The sequence below is a fragment of the Streptomyces sp. NPDC003023 genome (assembly GCF_042888225.1).
GTDB lineage: Bacteria > Actinomycetota > Actinomycetes > Streptomycetales > Streptomycetaceae > Streptomyces.
Genome location: NZ_JBIAPL010000007.1, coordinates 49,130 through 71,068, shown reverse-complemented (window position 1 = coordinate 71,068; position 21,939 = coordinate 49,130). Strand labels below are relative to the sequence as shown.

17 protein-coding genes are annotated in these 21,939 nt (G+C 72.0%); 4 read left to right on the top strand and 13 right to left on the bottom strand.

All coding sequences use genetic code 11. From position 1 onward, the window contains the following. The first annotated feature begins 113 nt into the window (after window positions 1-113). Window positions 114-767, top strand: a complete 654-nt coding sequence (locus ACFYV1_RS22765) for a response regulator (RefSeq protein ID WP_389397699.1) — start codon at window positions 114-116, stop codon at window positions 765-767. 256 nt (window positions 768-1,023) lie between these two features. Next, window positions 1,024-1,356, top strand: coding sequence for a divalent-cation tolerance protein CutA (gene cutA, locus ACFYV1_RS22760; RefSeq protein WP_389397365.1), 333 nt, complete (start codon window positions 1,024-1,026; stop codon window positions 1,354-1,356). A gap of 296 nt (window positions 1,357-1,652) precedes the next feature. On the opposite strand, the gene ACFYV1_RS22755 is transcribed toward cutA, so the two are convergent. The 7 genes from ACFYV1_RS22755 to ACFYV1_RS22725 all read right to left on the bottom strand — a co-directional run bounded on the left by ACFYV1_RS22755 (window position 1,653) and on the right by ACFYV1_RS22725 (window position 11,789). After that, window positions 1,653-2,006 (bottom strand): DUF427 domain-containing protein, encoded by a 354-nt coding sequence (locus ACFYV1_RS22755; protein WP_389397364.1) that lies wholly within the window; start codon window positions 2,004-2,006, stop codon window positions 1,653-1,655. A gap of 301 nt (window positions 2,007-2,307) precedes the next feature. After that, window positions 2,308-3,738, bottom strand: coding sequence for a PP2C family protein-serine/threonine phosphatase (locus ACFYV1_RS22750; RefSeq protein WP_389397698.1), 1,431 nt, complete (start codon window positions 3,736-3,738; stop codon window positions 2,308-2,310). Between the two features lie 381 nt (window positions 3,739-4,119). After that, window positions 4,120-4,989, bottom strand: a complete 870-nt coding sequence (locus ACFYV1_RS22745; protein WP_389397363.1) for an esterase/lipase family protein — start codon at window positions 4,987-4,989, stop codon at window positions 4,120-4,122. Between the two features lie 151 nt (window positions 4,990-5,140). Continuing rightward, a complete protein-coding gene (locus tag ACFYV1_RS22740; protein ID WP_389397362.1) occupies window positions 5,141-6,124 on the bottom strand; it encodes a hypothetical protein in 984 nt (327 codons plus the stop codon). Continuing rightward, window positions 6,121-9,594, bottom strand: coding sequence for a DNA polymerase III subunit alpha (locus ACFYV1_RS22735; protein ID WP_389397361.1), 3,474 nt, complete (start codon window positions 9,592-9,594; stop codon window positions 6,121-6,123). Before ACFYV1_RS22735 ends, ACFYV1_RS22740 begins: the two co-directional genes overlap by 4 nt. A gap of 189 nt (window positions 9,595-9,783) precedes the next feature. Then, complete coding sequence (locus ACFYV1_RS22730) at window positions 9,784-11,205, bottom strand: MFS transporter (protein WP_389397360.1); 1,422 nt, start codon at window positions 11,203-11,205, stop codon at window positions 9,784-9,786. Further along, window positions 11,202-11,789 carry a TetR/AcrR family transcriptional regulator gene (locus tag ACFYV1_RS22725; RefSeq protein ID WP_389397359.1) on the bottom strand — a complete coding sequence of 196 codons (588 nt, stop codon included), beginning with the start codon at window positions 11,787-11,789 and terminating at the stop codon, window positions 11,202-11,204. Before ACFYV1_RS22725 ends, ACFYV1_RS22730 begins: the two co-directional genes overlap by 4 nt. A 118-nt stretch (window positions 11,790-11,907) precedes the next feature. Between ACFYV1_RS22725 and ACFYV1_RS22720 the strand changes: the two genes are divergently transcribed. Further along, window positions 11,908-12,987, top strand: coding sequence for a DUF3533 domain-containing protein (locus tag ACFYV1_RS22720; RefSeq protein ID WP_389397358.1), 1,080 nt, complete (start codon window positions 11,908-11,910; stop codon window positions 12,985-12,987). 31 nt (window positions 12,988-13,018) lie between these two features. Here ACFYV1_RS22720 and ACFYV1_RS22715 read toward each other — a convergent pair whose 3' ends face one another. The 4 genes from ACFYV1_RS22715 to ACFYV1_RS22700 all read right to left on the bottom strand — a co-directional run bounded on the left by ACFYV1_RS22715 (window position 13,019) and on the right by ACFYV1_RS22700 (window position 17,952). After that, window positions 13,019-14,104 (bottom strand): S1 family peptidase, encoded by a 1,086-nt coding sequence (locus ACFYV1_RS22715; RefSeq protein WP_389397357.1) that lies wholly within the window; start codon window positions 14,102-14,104, stop codon window positions 13,019-13,021. Window positions 14,105-14,342: 238 nt separating this feature from the next. Continuing rightward, complete coding sequence (locus ACFYV1_RS22710) at window positions 14,343-15,239, bottom strand: S1 family peptidase (protein WP_389397356.1); 897 nt, start codon at window positions 15,237-15,239, stop codon at window positions 14,343-14,345. A 175-nt stretch (window positions 15,240-15,414) separates the two neighbouring features. Further along, the gene (locus tag ACFYV1_RS22705) at window positions 15,415-16,269 is read right to left on the bottom strand and encodes a S1 family peptidase (RefSeq protein ID WP_389397355.1); all 855 of its coding nucleotides are present in this window, start codon (window positions 16,267-16,269) and stop codon (window positions 15,415-15,417) included. Window positions 16,270-16,761: 492 nt separating this feature from the next. After that, a complete protein-coding gene (locus ACFYV1_RS22700) occupies window positions 16,762-17,952 on the bottom strand; it encodes a DUF5685 family protein (protein ID WP_389397354.1) in 1,191 nt (396 codons plus the stop codon). Window positions 17,953-18,229: 277 nt separating this feature from the next. Here ACFYV1_RS22700 and ACFYV1_RS22695 point away from each other — a divergent pair, with 277 nt between their 5' ends. Then, window positions 18,230-18,661, top strand: coding sequence for a cell division protein SepF (locus tag ACFYV1_RS22695; protein ID WP_389397353.1), 432 nt, complete (start codon window positions 18,230-18,232; stop codon window positions 18,659-18,661). A 42-nt stretch (window positions 18,662-18,703) separates the two neighbouring features. Here the strand turns inward: ACFYV1_RS22695 and ACFYV1_RS22690 are convergent, their stop codons facing one another. Together ACFYV1_RS22690 and ACFYV1_RS22685 are read right to left on the bottom strand one after the other, a co-directional pair. Next, entirely contained in the window at window positions 18,704-19,894 is a 1,191-nt protein-coding gene (locus tag ACFYV1_RS22690) for an acyl-CoA dehydrogenase family protein (RefSeq protein WP_389397352.1), read from the bottom strand. Between the two features lie 123 nt (window positions 19,895-20,017). Continuing rightward, window positions 20,018-21,817 carry an MFS transporter gene (locus tag ACFYV1_RS22685; RefSeq protein WP_389397351.1) on the bottom strand — a complete coding sequence of 600 codons (1,800 nt, stop codon included), beginning with the start codon at window positions 21,815-21,817 and terminating at the stop codon, window positions 20,018-20,020. Window positions 21,818-21,939: the final 122 nt, after the last annotated feature.

Below are 21,939 nucleotides of genomic sequence, written 5' to 3'. Positions count from 1 at the left end.
TGCCTGCGCGTTAAGAAGCTGTCTCTCTTCCGGAATCAACGGACGTTGTGAACCTTGTGGTCGCGGCTTAGCGTGACGTCGTGACAAAGGTGCTGGTGGTGGACGACGACTTCATGGTCGCCAAGCTGCACAGCCGCTATGTGTCCCAGGCGGAGGGGTTCACGGTCGTCGGGGTGGCCCACAGCGGCGCGGAGGCGCTGCGCGCCGCCGAGCGGCTGCGGCCCCACCTCGTGCTGCTCGACGTCTATCTGCCCGACATGGACGGGATCGCCGTACTGCGCGAGCTGCGGGCCGCGGAGGCGCTCGACCGTGCCCGACCGCCCGTCGACGCCCTCTTCATCACGGCCGCCCGCGACGCCGCGGTCATCCGCTGCGCCCTGCGCGCGGGCGCTCTGCACTATCTGATCAAGCCCTTCAACCAGGCCGCCCTCCATGAGCAGCTCCGGCATGTGGCGGCGCTGCGCTCGCGTCTCGACCGGATGGACGAGGCCCGCCAGGAGGACGTCGACCAGATCTTCGGCGCCAGGCCCCCCGGCTCCCGTGAACTGCCCAAGGGCCTCGCTCCTCACACGGCCGAGCTTGTCGAGCGGATCCTGCGCGAGCACCCGGGCGACCTGTCCGCCTCCGAATGCGCCCAGGCCGGCTCACTGTCGCGCGTCAGCGCCCGCCGCTACCTCGAGTACTTCGCGGAGACGGGCCGCGCCGAGGTGACCCTGCGCTACGGCGGCACAGGCCGCCCGGAACGCCGCTACCGCCGCATCGGCTGACGGGCCCGGCCCGGACGGGCCACCAGGATCGCGGACCGGGACGCTGCTCCGCTGCCGGGCCCGAGGCGGTTGCGGCCACTGATCGAGATCGGGGGCCCGCGCGAACCGATCAGTCCAGTGCGTCTTGACAAGCAGCGCGTTCGGGCATGACGGACAAGCCCGGCATGGTCCCGTCAACGACGCGACTCGTGATCACCGAGGGCCTGTCGGCGCCAGGTGCCGTCGGCCTCGGGTACCGGCGGCTAGGCTGCCGGTCATGACCGACTTCGTGCAGGTGTCCACTGCGACTGAAACCCGGGACCAAGCAATCGAGTTGGCGAAATCCGCCGTCCGCGAGCGGCTTGCGGCCGGGGCTCAGGTCATCGGCCCCGTGACGTCCGTCTTCTGGCACCTCGGGGAGTTCGGCACCGGTGAGGAGTGGCAGCTGCTGCTGACCACACGCACCGAGCGCTACCCCGAGCTCGAGACGCATCTGCTGGAGCACCACCCCTGGGAGACGCCGCAGGTGCAGGCAGTGCCCGTTGTCGCGGGGTCCAAAGGGTGTCTGAGCTGGGTGGCGAAGAACACCGCTCCGGAGAACGGCAGGTAGGTCAGAGCACAGCCGCTCGCTCGAGCGCGTCGTCGACCGCTGCGTTTCCGCAATGGGGCGCGAGCCGCTCGAGTACCGACTGAAGCCGTTTCCTGGGCCGCACGGATGCGACGCCGTTCGTCAGAGCGAGAGCCTGGCCGGTGACCGCGGCGGCCTGGTCGACCTCACCGGCCGTCAGGTAAGCCTCCGCCAGCCAGGAAAGATACAGAGCTTTGTCCCTCGCGTGGGTGTCGTCGTGACCGGCGAGAGCCTGCTCGACGTGCTCCGGGACGGCCCGCCCGAACTCGGGGCGTCGGTCAGCCCACCACCTCCGTGTCGTAGAAGCAGTAGTGCCCCGCGATGGCGGCCACGCCTGGTTTTGGGTCGAGGTACGCCCAGACCAGATCGTCCGCGCCGGGCACCGACCAGTAGGAGGCGTCGCCCTTGAACGGGCAGTGGGTGCGGGTGCCGGAGGGGGTCAGGAGGTCGGTCCGTACGTCGGCGGGCGGCAGGTAGTACCGGTCCGGACAGCCGGTCTCGCGCAGGACCAGGGGCTGCCGGCTCTCGGCGAGCGTCCTTCCGTCCCGGACGACGCGGACGTGCTCGGTCCCGGCCTCGACGGTGATCCGGTGTCCCCGGCCCGTCTTCGTGTGCGTTGAGTGTGAGGTCATATCCGGATCAGCACCCGAACGGGCCCCGCTGTTCCCGCCCACGCCCGCCCGGCCGCCGGTCCTGGGGCACGGACGCCGTTTGGGCGTCCATGGTTTGTCATGGGGTCCGGAACCATGGTCCGGGCCGCGAGCACCTGTGGCCGTGAGGAGTTGCGCGAACATGCGTAGAGCGCACTCGAAATCGCCTCACCGTTCCGGGGCACCCCATGGAACGACATGCCTTCGGTGGCACGGCACGGTCAGTGGCCGCACGGCGCCACCGCAGAAGCGGTTCGTGCGAAGTGCGGACCGGCAACGGCTGTCAGGGTGGCCATGGGCGCGTGGGATGTGCGCGCTGCCCCGATGTGTACAGCGGATCCGTCTCGCGCGGTCGGCCGCCGTATCCCGTTTCCTGATCCGGCTCCCGCCGCTGGGCCTGATCGCTCGGCGGCGCTTCGCCGGTGGTCGTGGGGGTGCGCAGGATGAGGACGGCCATGTCGTCGTGACCGTCGCTGGGGTGATGGTCGGCCAGGGCTTTGCACAACTGGTCGACCGGCGCCTGAGCGTGCCGGTGGGCCGTGGCGGCGAGCGAGTCCAGCCCGCGGTCCAGCGGCTGGTCGTGCCGTTCGACCAGTCCGTCCGTGTAGAGGATGACGGTGCTGTTCGCCGGCAGGGGGAAGGTGTGGTCGGGCCGGGGCAGGGTGGCGTCCACCCCGAGCGGCAGCCCTGGTTCCGCCTCGAGGTAGCGCACGTCGCCGTCGGGCAGCAGGACGAGAGGCGGCGGGTGTCCCGCGCTGGACCACCGCAGGACCCAGCCGTGATCAGCGGGCTCGATGCGGGCCACGCACGCCGTGGTGACGAGATGGCCGCCGGTCATGTGCATGATCCGGTCCAGTTGTGCCAGTGACGAACTGGGCGGGCTTTCCGCGTCGAACGACAGCGCCCGCAGCATGCTACGGGTCTGGGACATCGCGGCTGCCGCCCTCATGTCGTGGCCCACCACATCACCGATGATCGCGACGCAGGAACCGTCGGGGAGTTTCACCGCGTCGTACCAGTCACCGCCCAGGTGCCCGGGCGCGTTGGCCGGCCGGTAGATCGTGCACGACTCGAACGGCTGCAGGTCCAGCAGTTGAGGCAGCAGCAACCGTTGGAACTGCTCGGCGCTGTTGCGGACCTGGTGATACAGGCGGGCGTTCTCGATCGCGACACCCGCGGTCCCGGCAAGCGCCAGGATCACCCCCTCGTCGTGCCGGTCGAACGGCTTGCCGTCCTGCCGGTCGGACAAGTACAGGTTGCCGTACACACGGCCCCGGACGGAGATGGCGACCCCGAGCAGCGAACGCATCGGCGGGTGGCCGGGCGGGAAGCCGGCGGACTCCGCGTGGTCGGCGATGTTCTCCACCCGTAACGGCTCCGGATGATGGATCAGGTGCCCCAGCAGGCCACGCCCCCGGGGCAGCTCCACCCCGGAGAGATTTGCCAGCTCCTGGGTGCTGAGACCGAGAGGGATGAACTCCGCGAGGAGTTCTCCCTCGTCGTCCAGCACGCCCATGGCCCCGTAGCGGGCGCCGACCAGGTCCATGGCCGTGCGCACGATCCGACGCAGCACCGTCGGCAGCTCCAGTGCGCTGCTGATGCCGAGTACCGCCTCGAGCAGCCCTTGCAGGCTTCGCTGCGCCCGGGCGAGAGCGTGCATCTGCTCACCGATGCGGTCCAGATCGGAACTGAGCGGCAGATTGAGCAGCGACATGTAGGGAACGTCTGCCGAGTCGTCGGAGGGCGTGTCCTGCGGGTCCCGCACCACTGACCTCACTCTCCTCCCGCCGCGGCTGCGGCGCCGGCGGGGGCATACCGCCGTCCGCGTCCAGCTCAGGCCATACGACCACACAACAGTCCCCGGACCGCGGTCATGGACGCGGGCCGTGCACCGTATGGCCCAAACCCGGCGGCCGAGCCGGGCGTGGGCCCCACGGCGGTCGGCACGGGCGGCGTTCGCGGTCCGAACGGCGGCGCTGTTCGGGATCGGCCGGCGCAGGACCGCGACTGCGGGCGGGCGGCACGGCCGCTGAGGGATACGGGGCGAGGCTGCCCTCCGCCTTTCGGGCGGAGGGCAGCCTCATGTGTGCGTGGGTCAGTCGAACACGGACGCGCAGGTGGTGGGCTTCGCGTTCGCCGGGTCGAGGGCGTTGGCGACCTCGTGGTAGGCGATCAGGTCGAACACGCCGATCGCGACGTGCTCGGAGAAGTCGACGGGGCAGAGGTCCTGGAGCAGTACGTTGCGGACGTTCGGACCGCTGAGGTACTGCGACTGCCAGGGAGTGACCACCTCGTCGTAGCGGGTGGCGATCACGGTGTACTTCACGCCGGGGACGGTGTCGCCGCCCTCGTTGAGCCGGGTGATGAAGTCGGATCCGGCGACCTGGTCGGCGAGGGCGGGGGTGCTGTCGTTCAGCAGGTCGCCCACGCTCGGGAAGTACGGCAGCAGTTTGGTGAAGCCGTTCAGGGTGGTGCCGTGGTTGCTCGGCGCGATGCCGACCAGGGCACCCACCTTCTCCGCTCCTCCGAGGAACTTGAGGTAGTGGCGCGGCATCATGCCGCCCTGGGAGTGGCCGACGATGTCGGTCTTGGAGGCGCCGGTCGCGGTGAGGACCCGGTCGACGTAAGCGGACAGCTGCTCCGCCGACTTGTCGACAGGGCCGAGGCCGTGGAAGAAGGGCACGTTCGGGAGCTGCCCGTAGTCGAGGGAGAAGACGCAGTAGCCGCGCTTCACCAGGTACGGGGCGAGGACGAGCCAGTTGTCCACGGAGTTGCCGAACGTTCCGTGGACGAGGACGACGGGGCGGGGATGGGCGGCGGAGGGCTTGCAGTCGTAGTCGTTCCAGCCACTACTGGGGGCGGCAGCGACCTCTTGCGCGGTAGCGGTGGCGGCTGGGGTGAGGGCGACGACCACTGCAAGCATGAAGGCTGACAGCGGTCTGAGCGCACGTTTCCAAGGCAGCATCGATCGGTCTCCTTGCGGCTCAAGGGAGTTGCGATGGCTGGATATGCTGTGCTCACGACAACTTACGGGCGAGTAACCACCACTGGGAAGTTACGCGTCGGTAAAGACTGACTTTTCTTCAACCTCCGGCCGCGCGGGAGGACTTCGGCCTCTACGCGGCCAGCGACCCCGGCACGACCGCCCGCGGGCCGAACTTCGCCCGAGCCCGGTCCGCCACTTCCTCGATCCGGCGCGCCCGCTCGTCGGCGGGGTCGAACGTCAGCTGACGCGCCGCCCGTTCGGCCGCGGTCAGGCCCTCCGCCCGCAGCGACAGGCCACGCACCCTGGCCCGCTGCAGCCCGAGCCCCGCGTGGAGCGCGTACGCGACGTCGGCGAGCGTCCCCGAATGGGCGGTGAGTTCGCGCAGAGTGCGGGTACGGGTGGTCGTTGACCGGTCGGCGTAGCGCACGGTGAGCGTCAGCGACCGGCACACCTGGTGCTCGCCGCGCATCCGCACACCCAGCTCCTCCGCGAGCGAGAGCAGCGCCCGCCGGTGCTCCGCCTGGTCCAACTCATCGATTCCGAAGGACCGTTCGGCGGCGATGGAGCGTGAGAGGGCGTTCGGGACCACCACCGTACGGTCGATGCCGCGCGCCCGCTCCCACACCTCGCGCCCGACCCGCGCGCCCAGGATCCGCTGGACCACCGCGAGGGTCGCGCCGGCGAGCCGGCCGACGGAGTCCAGCCCGTACGCGCACAGGGTGCGGGCGGTCACCGGTCCCACCCCGTCGAGCGCGGCGACCGGCTTGTCCGCCAGGAAGGCAGCGGACTCCTCCTCCGTCACCACCAGGGTCGTACCGGGGACGGCTTCCCGTGCCGCCATCCTGGCGAGCATGGGTACGGGGCCGGCGCCGATCACGCAGTCCACGCCGCAGTGCGCGAGTGCCCGTACCCGCAGCAGGGCGGCGAGCTGGGCAGCGTCCCGCCCGAAGTACCGCTGCGCGCCCCGGACGTCGACGAGCGCCGCGTCCGGCGGCAGGGCCTGGACGACAGGGCTGATGTCCTCGGACAGGGCGAGCAGCGCGGGCAGTGCCGCCAGGGCCGCTCCCGTCCCGGGTGCGGGCTGTGCGAGCAGGAAACGTACGCAGAGGATCATCCCGCGCTCCCCGGGCTCTGGTGCCACAACTTCCTTCCACCCGCCGCCGGCTCACCGGCGGGTTTGAGATCCGCCCACGGGTTGAGCTCGTAGCCGGTCGGCAGCTGGATACGGCGGCCGCCGCCGGCGCCCCTCCCGCTCTCCGGCGCGGGCGCCGACCCGCTCTCCGATTCACCTTCCGGCTTGTTCCCCGGCGCGGGCGCCGCCAGCCGGGCGGCGACCGCGTCGAGGCCGCCGGTGCGCCGCAGTTCCACCAGCTCCGCCAGGTTCCAGGCGGCCGAGCCGACCACGCTGAGGCTGCGCGGTCCGCGCCGCTGCACCACTCCGCGTACCAGCAGCAGCCAGGAGTGGAAGACGGTGTGGGCGCAGGCGGCGTGGCTGTCGTCGAAGAAGGCGAGGTCGACCAGGCCGGTGCCGTCGTCGAGGGTGGTGAAGATGACCCGCCTGCCGGAACGGATCGGCGGGGTCTGAGTGGCCGCCTTGGCGCCCGCGACGAGCACCGTCGCCCCGTGCGACGCACCGCGCAGCCGCTGCGCGGAGAGCACGCCCAGCTCGGCCAGGAAGGCATGGTGATCCGCCATCAGGTGGCGGGAGGTGTCCATGCCGAGCACCCCCAGTTCGGCGCTGAGACGTTCGGCGTCGCCGAGGTCGGGCAGCCCGACGGGGGCGGTCTTCTGCCCGTGGGCGAGGGGGAGCTGGCTGCCGTAGGAGGCGGCACCGCGCCGGCCGCGGTGCAGCTCGGCGAGATGCAGCAGCAGGTCGCGCCGGTTGGCGCCGAAGGCGTCGAGCGCGCCGACCTGGGCGAGCCGCTCGGCGACCGGCCGCCCGGGACGGGCCCGCTGCCAGAAGTCCAGCAGTGAGGAGTACGGCTGCCCGGCCTCGATACGGTCCGCCTCCGCCTCGCTGATGCCGTGGACGTCCGAGAGCGCGAGCCGCAGGCCCCACTGCCCGGAACCCTCACCATCAGACACCAGTTCGATTCGATGGGCGACCGCCGACCGGTTCACATCCAGCGGCAGCACCGGAACCCCGCGCCGCCGTGCGTCCGCGAGCAGCAGCCGCTTGGGATACATGCCGGGGTCGTGGGTGAGCAGCCCGGCGTAGAAGGCCGCCGGGTGGTGCGCCTTGAGCCACGCCGACTGGTACGTCGGCACGGCGAACGCGACCGCGTGCGCCTTGCAGAAGCCGTAGGACCCGAATGCCTCGATGATCTCCCAGGCGCGGCCGATCACCTCGGGCGCGTATCCCCTCGCCCCGGCGCTCTGCGCGAACCACGCCTTGATCTTCCCCTGCGACTCGGGATCGGACAGACCGCGCCGCACCCGGTCGGCCTCGTCGCGTCCGCAGCCGGTCATGATGTCCAGGATCTCGATGATCTGCTCGTGGAAGACCACCACCCCGTACGTCTGACGCAGCGGCTCCTCCAGGTCGGGATGCGGATAGCGGGCGGGCGCACGGCCGTGCCTGGCCTCGATGAACGGCCGCACCATGTCGGCCGCGACGGGGCCCGGCCGGAACAGCGAGATGTCGACGACCAGGTCGCCGAAGGTCTCCGGCTGCAGCCGTCCCACCAGATCGCGCTGGCCCGGCGACTCGATCTGGAAGCAGCCCAGCGTCTCGGTCGACTTGATGAGCCGGTAGGTGTCCGGGTCGCCCGGCGGTACGGCGTCGATGTCGATCTCCTCGCCGCTCGCCCGCCGCACCTCTGCGACCGCGTGCGCCATCGCCGACTGCATCCGCACACCGAGGACGTCCAGCTTGAGCAGCCCGAGCTCCTCCACGTCGTCCTTGTCGAACTGCGACATGGGAAATCCCTCGCCGCTGGTCGGCACCACCGGCGTACGGGTGAGCAGCGAGGCGTCGGAGAGCAGCACGCCGCACGGGTGCATGGCGACCCCGCGGGGCAGCGCGTCCAGCGCCTCGACCAGCTCCCACAGCCTGCCGTGCTCCTCTCCCGCCACGTCGCGCAGCTCCGGCAGCTCCTCCAGTGCCACGCGGGCGTCGCGGGCCCGGATGTGCGGGAAGGACTTGGCGATCCGGTCGATCTCCGCCGGGTCCATGGACAGGGCGGCGCCCACGTCCCGTACCGCGTGGCGGACACGGTAGGTCTCGGGCATGGAGACGGTCGCGACCCGTTCCTCACCGAAGCGGCCGATGATCGCCCGGTAGACCTCGAGCCGGCGGGCGGACTCCACGTCGATGTCGATGTCGGGCAGGACCCGGCGGCGCTTGGAGAGGAAACGTTCCATCAGCAGGCCGTGCTCGATCGGGTCGGCGTGCGCGATGCCGAGGAGGTGGTTGACCAGCGAGCCGGCGCCGGAGCCGCGGGCCGCGACCCGGATACCCATCCCTTTGACGTCGTCCACGACCTGGGCGACCGTCAGGAAGTAGGAGGCGAAGCCGTGGTGGGCGATGATGTCCAGCTCGTGGTGCACCCGCTCCCAGTACTCGCGCCGGCCGTCGTAACCGCGCAGCACCATCCCGGCGGCGGCCCGGGAGGCCAGCACCCGCTGCGCCGTGCGGTACTCCGCGCCGACCAGGGCCGGCTCGGGGAAGTGGACGCTGCCGATCCCGAGGTCGTCCTCGGGATCGACCAGGCACTGCGCGGCCGTCTCCTCCGTCATGGCGAGCAGCCGGTGCGCGAGTTCGCGCCGGAAACCGGCGGCCTCCGAGACCTGCTCGGCGAGGCGGGCCATCGCCGCCGTGTCCTTGAGCCAGCGCTCGCCGCTGTCGAGACCTTTGCGCGGGTCGATCGGCACCAGGCGGCGGGCCGCGTCGAGGACGTCGGCGACCGGCCCCTGGCCGGGATCGGCGTAACGGACGGCGTTGGTCAGCACCGCCCGTACACCCTGCTCGGCGGCGAGGCCGAGGGTGCGGGCGGCGTGCCGCAGCGATCCCGCGCCGGTGCCGGTGCGGCCGTGGTGCACGACCTCCAGGCGCAGCCGGTCGCCGTACCGCTCCCGCCAGGGGGCGAGCAGCTTGGCGGCACGGTCCGGGCGGCCGGCGGCCAGGGCGCCACCCACCTCGGAGGCAGGGCCGAGCAGCACGGTCAGCCCGTCGCCGTGATTGGCGTCCCAGGGCAGCAGCGGACTGCGCGGGTCGGCGGCGTGGGCGGCGGTGATCATCCGGCACAGCTCGGCCCAGCCCCGGCGGTCACGGGCGAGGAAGACGGTACGGGGCGCGGACTCGTCGACGAACGCCCCGCCGCGCACCGGTGTACGGCGCCGCTCGGCGGGCCCGTCCTGCCGCTCCCGCTCCCCCACGGCGAGGTCGACCCCGAACAAGGGCCGCACCCCCTCCTTGGCGCAGGCAGAGGCGAAGCGGACCGCGCCGGCGAGGGTGTCGCGGTCGGTCAGCGCGAGGGCGTCCATACCGCGCTCGGCGGCACGCCCGGCCAGCCGCTCCGGGTGGGACGCCCCGTATCTCAGGGAGAACCCGGAAACGGTGTGCAGATGCGTGAAGCCTGACACCTGCACCTCCTGGATCAGTCGTTCTCACCTCCCCCACCTCCACCATAGACCAGTTTCGAACATGCGTACGACACATTGTCCGGCGCCCTGCCACCCGGCGGCGCAGTGCCCGGCTCCGGGTCGCACAGTGCCCGGCTCCGGGTCGCGCAGGGGCCCCTGCCAGGGGTCATACGACGACCCCGCCAAGGCTCATACGGTGACCCGCGGCCGCGACGGGGCGGCACCGGAACGGCCCGGCAGCGCGGTCGCGAGGAACATGCCGAACCCCGCAACGAGCGCCAGAACCACCGGCGCCGCCCCCGTCCCGGAGAGGGACTCCGCGGACACCGGCCCCCCGCCGGGCGCGGTGAGGGTCATCAGCGCGGTCGCCGCGGCCACCCCCAGCACCGGCCCGACGTTCATCGCGGTCTGCTGGAGTCCGCCCGCCACGCCCGCGTGCTCCGTGGGAGCGTGGCGTACGACGACCGCCGTCGCGGCGACCATCACGGCACCGAATCCGGCACCCAGCAGGAGGAAGGCGCCGCCGACCGCCGTCACGCCGGACGCCCGGTCGAGGCGGGACAGCGCGAGTGCGCCGAGGACGAGGAGGGCCATCGCCACGGCGGTGGTCCGGCGCGGACCGTACCGCCGCAGCAGCACGGCGGTGACCGGCGCGCCCAGCACGATCGCCGCGGGCCCGGGCAGTCCCTGAAGCGCGCTGCCGAAGGGATCCAGGCCGAGGACGCCCTGCAGGAAGTAGGTGCCGGTGAACACGGCCCCGAACAGCACCGCCGACGCGCACACCAGCATCCCGAGCGCAGCGGCGACGGCCGTGGAGCCGAGCACTTCGGGCGGCACCAGCGGGCCGGGGGTGCGCCGCTCGTGCCGTACGAACGCGACACCGGCGATCACGGTCGCGCCGAGTCCCGCCACGGTCGCCGCGGCATGCCCGGCGCCGGGCACGCCCACGAGGGTGTGCACCAGACAGGCCAGGGCGACCGCGAGCAGACAGGCGCCGGGCAGATCGAGCCGGGCCCTCGGCCCGGTCGCCACCGGCGCCGGGTCCCGTACGGCGAGGACGAGCAGCCCGATCACCAGCGCCGGTACGACATTGAGCCAGAAGACGGACCGCCAGCCGAAGTGCCCGGTCAGCGCCCCGCCGACGAGCGGACCGGCGGCGGCCGCCACGCCGATGGCGCTGGTGCGCAGCGCGATGGGCGTCCCCAGGCGGTCGGGAGGGAAGGCGGTCCGCAGCATCCCGAGGGTGGCCGGCTGCAGCAGGGCCCCGAACACCCCCTGCACGACGCGCAGCGCGATCACCCAGCCGATGTCCGACGCCAGGCCGATCCCGGCGGAGGCCGCGCCGAATCCCAGGATCCCGGTGGCGAACACCTGCCGGTGGCCGTACCGGTCGCCGAGACGGCCGGAGAGGACGAGCAGGCCGGCCACCGCGATCAGATAGCCGGTGCCGGTCCACTGCACCTGCTCGAAGGAGGCCCCCAGATCCCGCTGCATGGTGGGCTGCACGATGGTCAGCACGGTTCCGTCGAGTGCCACGATCGCCGCTCCGACGACGCTGCCGGCCAGCGTGATCCGCCGGTGGCCCGCACCTGCGGGGGTTCGGGCACTCACCGGCGCTCCGGCCCGAGATGGGCGTCCAGCACGGTACGCAGCAGCGGCTCCACGTCCTCCGTGCCCGTCGCGAGCTGGATGCTGCCCCAGCCCCACAGCTGGGCGATGCCGTGCAGATTCGCCCACAGGGCGGTCGCGACGACCTGCGGCGGGGCGCCCTGCGGGCGCGTCCGCACCTGGGCCACCGCGTCCACGAACCGGCCGAAAAGCGGCAGGCTGGTCTCCCGAAGCCCGAGATGACCGCTCTTCAGCAGGTCGTGGCGGAACATCAGCTCGAACATGCCGCCGCGGGTGCGCGCGAAGTCGAGGTAGAGGCGGCACAGTGCGGCCACCCGGGCACGCGGCTCCTGTTCAACGCCGTCGGTCACTTCGGCGGCCCTGCGCGCCAGGTCGGCGAAGCCCTCCCGGGCGATCGCGGACAGCAGGGAGAGATGGGTGGGGAAGTAGCGGCGGGGAGCGCCGTGCGAGACGCCCGCGCTGCGGGCGATCTCCCTCAGGGACAGCGCGTCGATTCCCCTGGTGGTCACCAACTCGACGCCCACCGCCACCAGACGGGCCCGCAGACCCTCGTCCTGTTCGCTCATGGACAGTGTCTACCGCAGTCGCGTAGACACTGTCTACTACGCGGGTGGACAGTGTCCGCTCTCAGCCATCCGGCTGACTCCGCATGCGGGCACCACGGTCCCCGCCCAGCGTTGGGCCATGGCACAGAAGGCACAGCCACAGACGGACGACGAGCCGCGCGGGGGGTTCCTCGGCCGGATCAGGGACGCGGTGACCGTACGGGCCGCGGTACTGGTCCTCGGCGTACTGGCGCTCCAACTCGGCTTCATCACGTCGTACATCGGCGCCTTCCACCAGCCGAAGCCGCACAAGATCCCGCTGGCGGTCACCTCGCCCGACGCCCAGGTCGCCGACGAGGCCCTGTACCGGCTCGCTCGGCTGCCGGGCGAGCCCCTCGAACCGCGCACCGTCGACGACGAGGCGGCGGCCCGGCGGCAGATCACCGAACGGAAGGTCGCGGGGGCCCTCGTCATCGACCCACGGGGCGGCACCGACCGGTTGCTGGTCGCGGGCGGCGGCGGAGGCGCGTTGTCGCAGGCGCTCGCCGAGGTCGTCACGAAGGCCGGGAATTCCCAGGGCCGCGGCGTACGCGTGGCGGACGTGGTCCCCGGCGCCGCGGGCGACGCGCGGGGGCTCTCCTCGTTCTACCTGGTGGTCGGCTGGTGTGTGGGCGGCTATCTGTGCGCGGCGATCCTCGCGATCAGCGCGGGAGCCCGCCCGGCCGACGCGGGCCGCGCCTTCATCCGGCTCGGCGCGCTGCTGCTCTACTCGATCGCCTCCGGGCTGCTCGGAGCGGTGATCGCGGGCCCGGCTCTGGACGCGCTGCCCGGCAGCGTCTGGGCCCTGTGGGGACTCGGCACGCTGATCGTCCTCGCCGTCGGGGCGATCACGCTGGCGCTGCAGTCGCTCGTGGGGATCGTCGGCATCGGGCTGGCGATCCTGCTGGTCGTGGTGCTCGGCAACCCGAGCGCGGGGGGCGCCTACCCCTACCCGCTGCTGCCACCGTTCTGGCGGGCGATCGGGCCCGCGCTGCCGCCCGGCGCGGGCACGTACGCGGCGCGCTCGATCGCGTACTTCCGGGGCAACGGGGTGGGCGGACCGATGCTGGTGCTCGCGGCGTGGGCGGTCGCGGGCACCGTGGTCACGGCGGTGTGCGCGGGGCTGCGCAGGGGCGGAACGGGAAAGGACACGGCGGAGGGCCGGTCCCCGTCACCCTGACGTGACGGGGCCGGCCCCCTGGAGCCCGGCGTCAGCCGATTTCCGCGCCGAACACCGACAGCGCCTCCGTCACCGGCTGGAAGAACGTCTCGCCGCCCGACGAGCAGTCACCGCTGCCGCCCGACGTGAGGCCGATCGCCGCGTCGCCCGAGAAGAGGGAGCCGCCACTGTCGCCCGGCTCCGCGCAGACGTTCGTCTGGATGAGGCCCTCGACGATGTCGCCGTTGCCGTAGTTGACCGTCGCGTCGAGACCGGTGACTTCACCGTCGTGAACCTGAGTGGTGGAGCCGCTGCGCGTCACCTGCATGCCGACGGTCGCCTCGCCCGCCTGGGTGATCGCCTGCGTGCCGCCGTCGTAGAGGTTGACCTCGCTCGGGTGCTCCGTGGCGCCGCTGTACTTCACCAGCGCGAAGTCGTTGCCCGGGAACTGCGAGTCGACCATCGTGCCGATCGCCGCGCCGCCCGCCGAGTCGGACCACTCGCTGCCGGACTGCCCGCAGTGTCCGGCGGTGATGAAGTGCGGCTCGCCGCCCTTGACCACGTTGAAGCCGAGCGAACAGCGCCCGCCGCCGGAGTGGATGGCGTCGCCGCCGGCGATGAGGGGCTTGAACTCGCCCGCGGTCTTCTTCAGGTCCGCCTTGTCGCCGAGGCCCTTCACGACCTCCTGCAGCTTGGCCCAGTCGGCGCCCTCGACCGTACGGTCGGCCGTGACGACCACCTTGTTGGTGACCGGGTCGGTCGCCCACGAGGTTCCCGGAATGGTCGCCTTGTCCGAGAGGGTCTGCCGTGCGCTCTTCAGCTCCACGAGCGTGTTCTCAACGATTCTGGCCTTGCCGCCCGCCTCGCGCACCGTCTGCGCCGCGTCCTCGCTCAGCACGTTCACGATGAGCGCCTTGGTACGGGCGTCGTAGTACGCCCCGGCCTCAGCGGCGCCCAGGTCCGCCCTCAACGTGTGCGCGAGGTCACCGGCCGCCGGTGCCGAGAGCGCCTTCACCTCGAACTGCGCGGTGTTGTCACTGGCGTTCGCACTCTGGAAAGTGACGCCCGCGGCGACGACGGCGACGATCGCGCCGCCGGCTACCGCCGCTTTCCTCTTGGGTATGCGTCGGTGCTTCAACTTCGACCTCCTGTGGGGGCCGCGCCCGGGCGAGTGGGGTGCCCGGACACGGAGGATGAGCCGCCCACTATTCCGAGGCGTCGCACTCGCACACAAGGTCGACTACTGGACGGGCACACGACAACACGGTTGCGTTCACAGCCTCTTCACAGGAACCGGGCCCGCCGCACGGTGACGAGCCTCCGCCCGATGGTCCGGGCGGAGGCTCGTACAGATCTGCCGACAGGTGCCGACCGCGTCAGTAGACGCTCACTCCATAGGCGTTCAGAGCCTCGGTGACCGGCTGGAAGAACGTCGTGCCGCCCGAGGAGCAGTTCCCGCTGCCGCCCGAGGTCAGGCCGATGGCCCGGCTGCCGGAGTAGAGCGGGCCGCCGCTGTCACCCGGCTCCGCGCACACGTTGGTGCGGATCATGCCGTAGACGATGTCACCACCGCCGTAGTTGACGGTGGCGTTGAGGCCCGTGACGGTGCCGCTGTGGGTGCCCGTGGTGGAGCCGCGGCGGGTGACGGACATGCCCACGGTGGCGTTGGCCGCGCTGGTGATGTCCCGGCTGCCGACGGTGCCGGGATGGGACAGCGAGGTGTTCGAGTAGCGGACGATGCCGTAGTCGTTGCCCGGGAAACTCGACCCGACCGTGGGACCGATGCTCGTGGAGCGCGAGGAGTTGGTGTACCAGGTGCCCGCGCCGTCGGTGCAGTGACCGGCGGTCAGCAGGTAGTAGGTGCCACTGCCGCTGCGGACGTTGAAGCCGAGGGAGCAGCGCCAGCTGGACGCGTAGATGGCGTCGCCGCCGGAGATCAGCTTGGAGAACGTGCCGGGGGTGCGCTCGATGCGCAGGGCACCGGCGTTGGTTCCGGCCTCGCGCCTGATCTTCGCGATCTCGGCCTTCGAGACGGTGCTGTCGGCGGTGACGACAAGGGTGTTCGTCGCCGTGTCGATGTGCCAGGCGGTCCCGGGCACGTCCGCGCTGAGCAGTGCGTCACTCGCGGCGTCGAGCTGACGGGCGTCGTACGCCCGTGCCTCGCCGGCCGTCGCGGTGGGGACCGCCAGTGCGGCGGCCGCGATCAGACCGGTGGCGATGGCCAGCAGACGGCTCGGTCTGCCGGCGGTGATGGTGTGCCGTTGTTTCCTCACGTCTCGTCCCTCCAGGGGGATTCAGGGGCCCGCAGTGGGGTGCCGGACCCGTGAGGCGTCGGCCTGGGGCCGGCGCTGTGGGGGAAGTTTCAGGCCATGCGGTCACACGCCACAAGGGAGTGTTTTTGGCCATGCGGCCTCCGCGGCGGGCGCCGGAGACCGGGAGAACGGGCTCTCAGAGGAGGCTGACCCGGTACTTCGCGAGGGCCTCGGGCACCGGCTGGTAGAACGTGGTGCCGCCGGTACGGCAGTTACCGCTGCCGCCGGAGGTGAGGCCGAGGGCCTTGGACCCGTCGTAGAGCGCGCCACCGGAATCGCCGGGCTCGGCGCAGACGTTGGTCTGGATCATGCCGCGGACCGTGCCGCCTCCGGAGTAGTGGACCGTGGCGTTCAGGCCGGTGACGGTGCCGCTGTGCGTGCCGGTCGTGGAGCCGGAGCGCTTGACCGACTCGCCGACGTAGGCGTCGGCCGCGGTGAAGCCGCCGGAGTGGCTGAGGGCGGCGTTGTCGTACCGGACCAGGGCGTAGTCGTTGCCAGGGAAGCTGGACCCGACGGTCGGCCCGATGAGGGTGGACTGGCCGGAGTCGGCGTACCAGGTGTCGGCGACGTCACCGCAGTGGCCGGCCGTGAGGAAGTAGTAGGTGCTTCCGCTGCGCACGTTGAAGCCGAGCGAGCAGCGGTAGCCACCGCCGTAGATCGCGTCGCCCGGGCCGAGGAGTTGTGTGAAGACGCCGGGGGTGCGGTTGACCGTGATCGCGCCGGCGTCCGTGCCGGCCGTCCTGCGGATCTGGGTGATCTCCGCGTCGGAGACGGTGGAGTCGGCCGTGACGACGACCCGGCCGAGGGCCCGGTCCACGTACCAGGCGGTGCCCTCCACGTCGGCCGCGAGTACGGCGGCGTCGGCACGGGCGAGTTGAGCCGCTCCGGCGGGCCCCGGAGCGGGGGCCGCCGTGGCGGCGGTCGGCGCGGCCAAGCCGGCTGCCAGGGTGGCTGCCGCTGCGAGCAGGGTTGCGGTGCGCTTGATCCTCACTGTGCTCCTCCTGGGAAGAGAGAAGAACCCGCGGTGGCGGGCCCGTGAGGCGCTGCCAGGATGGCGTGTTCCTGACATGTCACCGCCAGTGATAGTGACTTCCGGACAGCGGACGCACAAGACCGCAGGCCGAACGGATCTCAAGTCCGCAGGTGACACGGGCACGACCGGGCCGCCGCCGGGCCGGAAGCCGCCACCGTGCAGGCCGGGTTCGCGGGGTGGCTTCCGGCCGTAAGCCGCGCCGACCGCCAGACCGCCAGACCGCCAGACCGTCCAACCGCCCGACCGTCCGACCGCCGGGGAGGCCGGCACCGGCCGGCAATCGTGACCGCTTCCGGGGACGGCGGTGCGCGGAGCCCCCGGCACGGGGGCTCCCGGCCGCGACGGCACTGCGGGCTCCGGGCTACCGGAACGTGGCACCGGCACCCCCGCACTCCAGCTCCCCCGCGCTCCCCGGCGCACGGCACGGCACGGCAGCGTGCTGACGGGTGGTCAGCAGTTGCAGTCGCAGCAGCAGCCGTCGCAGCAGCAACTGTCCGAGCAGTTGCTGCAGCAGTCACAGCAATCGCAGCAGTCCGAGCAGTCGTACCTGCTGCACAGGCTCTCGCGGCGTTCACCGCTCCACGGGTCCTCGTGCGTGCCGCAGCACATCTGGCAGGTGCAGGCCAGCCCCGCCCAGACCAGGCACCCGGCGATCAGACCCCTCCGATCGCGGCGGGGCGGCTCGGGCGGGAGCGGCCCCGAAGGGCCGCCGGGACCGCCCGGCCCGGGGGCGTACGGATTGCCCGGCACCGGCGGGCCGTAAGGGCCGGGCTGGTGCGCGCATGTCGTCGTACCGAAGGCCCGGTCGACCGAGGTGCGCAGTTCGTGCGCGAGGAGCACGTGCACCAGTTTGCCGTCGGTGAAGCGGGCGTCCCGCAGCGCCAGGCGTATGCCGTGCAGCACGTCGTCGGCGAGGCGGCGGGCCTCGGTGAGCGAGGTGCCCGTGGCGGTGAGCGGGTTCCACGCACCCGACGCCGCGTCGGCTTCCTGGTCCTCCACTGCGTCCAGCAGATGTGCGAGCCGTCCGAAGAGCCGTCCGGCCTCGGCGAGCGGTGCCGCGTTCTCCGGTCGCCCCGCGAGCACGGCGGTGTGCGCGAAGGCGGCGGCCGTGGCGGTCTCGGTCGGTTCCGTGACCGTCAGCACGGAGGTGCCGGGTCCGGCCAGCGCCTCGATGCCGCCCTGCCGGTCGACCGCGTCGAGCAGCACCGCCGTGTCGAAGCCGAGGGCGGCGCCGGCGCGCGCGCCCGCCCTGTCCCATCCGGCGGCGACCCTGCGGGCCGCGGCGGCCACCGGCCTGCGGGCCAACACGCCGTCGCCGTCGGCGACGTGGTCGCGCACCTTGGCCGACGCGAGCACCAGGGACACCGCGGCGGCCAGGCGCGCGCCCTCACCGCGGGCGACGGGCGCGGTGCGCATGGCACGCAGCGGGCAGGGCCCGGCGGTACGCCGCTGTGCGGGGGTCCGTTCGGTCTGAGCCTCCGTCAGGACCGAGACGATCAGGCCGTCGTAGTTGGTGACGACCCGGGCGAACTGCCCGTGGTCGGCCCGAAGTGCCAGACAGAGTCCGCAGAGATGGGCCATCCATTCCGTTCTGAGCCCATCGGTGAGCCGGTGTGAGCATGGCCTGACGATTCCGAACACGACGCCCCCGTGTGTCGCTGAGATGTGCGGTGGGCATCGTATCCAGCCAGGCCGTTCACCCGTACGTGCCGAAGCTCACCCGTCCGGCCCGACTTTTATATTTTCATCCCGTCACGCCCCATGTGGCGGGCGGAGCTTGACGAATCGCCACATCTTCTGCACCAGTACCGTCACGAATCCCCTGCGCGGCGACTATCCACTTGGCGCCCGATCCGCATCATGGACGACGATAGGGGATATGCGGAACCACAAGTGACCGCGATGAAAGGAGGCGTCCATGGGATCGGTGCGCAAGGCGAGCGCCTGGCTGGGACTCGTCGAGGACGACGGGCGTTACTACGACGACGAGTACGCCGAGGGTGCGCAGACGGGTGACGCGTGGGTCACCGACCCCCGGGTACGGGTCGCCTCCGAGTCCGCCAAGCAGGAGGGCCGCCGGATCGCGACGGTGTCCCCCGACGGCTTCCGTGACGCCCGCGGGATCGGTGAGCTCTTCCGTTCCGGCGTCCCCGTCATCGTGAACCTCACGTCGATGGAGCCCGGCGACGCCAAGCGGGTCGTCGACTTCGCCGCGGGCCTCGCCTTCGGGCTGCGCGGTTCGATCGAGCGGGTCGCGACGCGGGTGTTCCTGCTGACCCCCGCCGACACCGAGATCGTCAGCGGGGACCCTGCGGGCCGTTCCCAGGACGGCTTCTTCAACCAGAGCTGAGCAAGGAGCTCGCCGGCCGCCGAGGGCCGGGCCTCCTCGGTCCTACCGGAACGCGTCGAGGCCGGTGAGCGCCTTGCCCAGCACGAGCTGGTGCATCTCGACGGTGCCCTCGTAGGTGAGCACCGACTCGAGGTTGGTCGCATGCCGCATCACGGGGTACTCGAGCGAGATCCCGTTCGCGCCCAGGATGGTGCGTGAGGTGCGGCAGATCTCGATCGCCTCGCGCACGTTGTTGAGTTTTCCGAAACTGACCTGTTCCGGCCGCAGCTTCCCCGCGTCCATCCGCATGCCGAGGTGGTGGGCGAGCAGGATGCCCTTGTGCAGTTCGACGGCCATGTCCGCGAGCTTGGCCTGGGTGAGCTGGAAGCCGCCGATCGGCCGGCCGAACTGCTCACGGGTCCGCGAGTACGACACCGCCGCCTCGAAGCTGGAGCGTGCGGCGCCCATGGAGCCCCACACGATTCCGTACCGGGCGTGGCTCAGACAGCCGAGCGGGCCGCGCAGACCGGTGACCTCCGGCAGCACCGCCTCCGCGGGCAGCCGTACCTCGTCCATCACCAGTTCGCTGGTCACGCTCGCCCGCAGGGACCACTTGTGCTTGATCTCTGGCGCGGAGAAACCGGGGCTGTCGGTGGGCACGACGAAGCCGCGGATGCCGTCGTCGGTCTGTGCCCAGACCACGGCGACGCCGGCCACGGAGCCGTTGGTGATCCACATCTTGCGGCCGGTGAGCACCCAGTCCCCGCCGTCACGCTTGGCGTGCGTGCGCATCGCGGCCGGGTCGGACCCGTGGTCGGGCTCGGTCAGCCCGAAGCAGCCGATGATCTCGCCGGCGGCCATGCCGGGCAGCCAGCGCTGCTTCTGCTCCTCCGAACCGAAGCGGTGGATCGCGTACATGGCGAGCGAGCCCTGTACGGAGACGAGGGAGCGGATGCCGGAGTCGGCGGCCTCCAGTTCGAGGCAGGCCAGGCCGTACTGCACGGCGGTGGCACCGGCGCAGCCGTACCCGTCGAGCGACATGCCGAGCGCGCCGATGGAGCCGAGCTCGCGGGCCAGGTCCCGGATGCCGGGGAGTTCGCCGCGCTCGTACCAGTCCGCGATGTGGGGCAGCACGCGGTCGGCGGCCCAGTCGCGCACCGTGTCGCGGATCGCCAGGTCCTCGGCACCGAGGAGGTCGTCGATGCCGAGCGGATCGCCCGGGTCGAAGGGCGGAAGCTTCGAGGCTCTGGACATGACACGACCTCCGGCGGCTCTCACACTGGCACTCCCCCGGCCGGTGGCCGCCGGGGAGTGGAACGGGCGGCACGACCCCTAAAACTAGCAGTGCTAGTCAGGGGCCTCGCCAGACGTTACGGCTCAGTGTGCCGTGCGTCCAGACCCCGCCGTCTCCGCGGGTGCGGGCGGACCGGGGACGTGCGGCCTGCGGCCCGTCGGCCCCGCGGCGCCGGAACGCGCGTCGGGCCCGCCCGAACAGGGGTCGGATCCGCCGGGACGGGGATCGGCGCCGGCGGCGCGGGGGCTGGTCGCGCCGGTCCGCGGCGCGCCCGAGGCGTCGGACGCACGCGTCGCCGGGACCTTCGCCGACTCGGCCTGACCGGGGGTCGGGTACTTCTCCACCGAGCCGCACTCCATCCGCCGCGGCAGCCGCAGCGCGGCGACCGCCCCGAGGAGCAGCAGCCCGGCACTGACCAGCAGGGTGACGTGCAGACCGTGCACGAAGGAGTGACGGGCCGTGGACCGCAGCATCTCGCCCGCCGGACCGCCGAGCCGGTCGGCCACGTGATACGCCTCGCCGAGCGAGTGGGAGGCGGCCGAGCCCGCGTGGCCCGGCACTCCGGGGAGCGACTTCAGCGCCGGTGCGTACGCGGCGTTCATCACGCTGCCGAGCACGGCGATGCCCATGCCGGCACCCAGCTGGTACGAGGTCTCGCCGATCGCAGCGGCCCCGCCCGCCTGTGCGGCCGGGGCTTCGCTGAGCATCGACTCGTAAGCACCGAACAGCGTCGTCTGCAGGCCGAAACCGAGCAGGACGAAGGCGGCGGTCAGCAGCCACGGGCGGTCGTGCTGGCCCATCACGGTCAGCATCAGCACGGCCGCGGCGGTCAGGACGAAGCCCCAGCCGACCATCCGCCGGGGGCCGAGCCGGCTCAGCGTGCTCGAACCGGTGGCCCCGGCGGCCATGGCCGCGAAGGTCAGCGGCAGCAGCCGCAGGCCGGTCTCCAGCGGGCCCAGCCCGAGGACCAGCTGGAGGTACTGGACGGCGATCAGCTCGAGGCCCACCAGCGCCAGCATGGCGAGGATGATGCAGCCCACGGAGGTGGAGAAGGCCGCGATGGCGAACATCCGCATGTCGATCAGCGGATGCCTGCGGCGCTTCTGCCGTCCCACGAACAGCACGAGCAGCGCCGCGCCGAGGAGCAGCGGCCCCACGGCGCGGATGTCGAGCAGGCCGGCGCCCGCCCCCAGCCGCTTGACGCCGAGGACCACACCGAGGACACCACAGGCGGCCATCAGCGCGCCCAGCACGTCCCACGGGCCGTCCGCTCCTCCCCTGGACTCGGGCAGCAGCCAGCGTCCGGCGGGAAGGATCAGGACCATCAGCGGGATGTTGACCAGGAAGACCGAGCCCCACCAGAAGTGCTCCACGAGGAAGCCCCCGAGCACGGGCCCCGTGGCCGCGCCGACGGCGGCGACCGCGGTCCATATACCGATGGCGGTGGCCCGCTCGCGGCGGTCGGGGAAGACCGCCCGCAGGATCGAGAGCGTCGCCGGCATGATCATCGCGCCGCCGACCCCGAGCAGCGCGCGGGCGCCGATCAGTACGTCGGGAGTCGGCGCGAAGGCGGCGACGGCGGAGGCGGCGCCGAAGATGCCGTAGCCGAGCAGCAGCACACGGCGTCTGCCGATCCGGTCGCCGAGCGTCCCGAAAAGGATCAGCAGGGCGGCGCAGACCAGGGGGTAGGCGTCCACGATCCACAGCAGCTCGACACCGCTCGGACGCAGATCCTCGGTGACGGCGGGAACCGCCACGTGCAGCACGGTCGAGTCGAGCGCGACGAGCAGCAGACTCACGCAGAGGACGAAGAGGACGACCCAGCGGTTGGCGCCGTTGCCGACGGAGCGCAGGCGTGCGCCGGCCGTGGGCGTCACGGACATGTACGTACCTCCCAGTGAGTCCCTCGCGCTCGGCGGGCCGGCCGGGACGGTGCTGCGGGGTTCGTCCCGACTGGGCGGCCCGGCATCGACGGGCGAGTGAGTCGTCAGCGTACGCGAGTTCC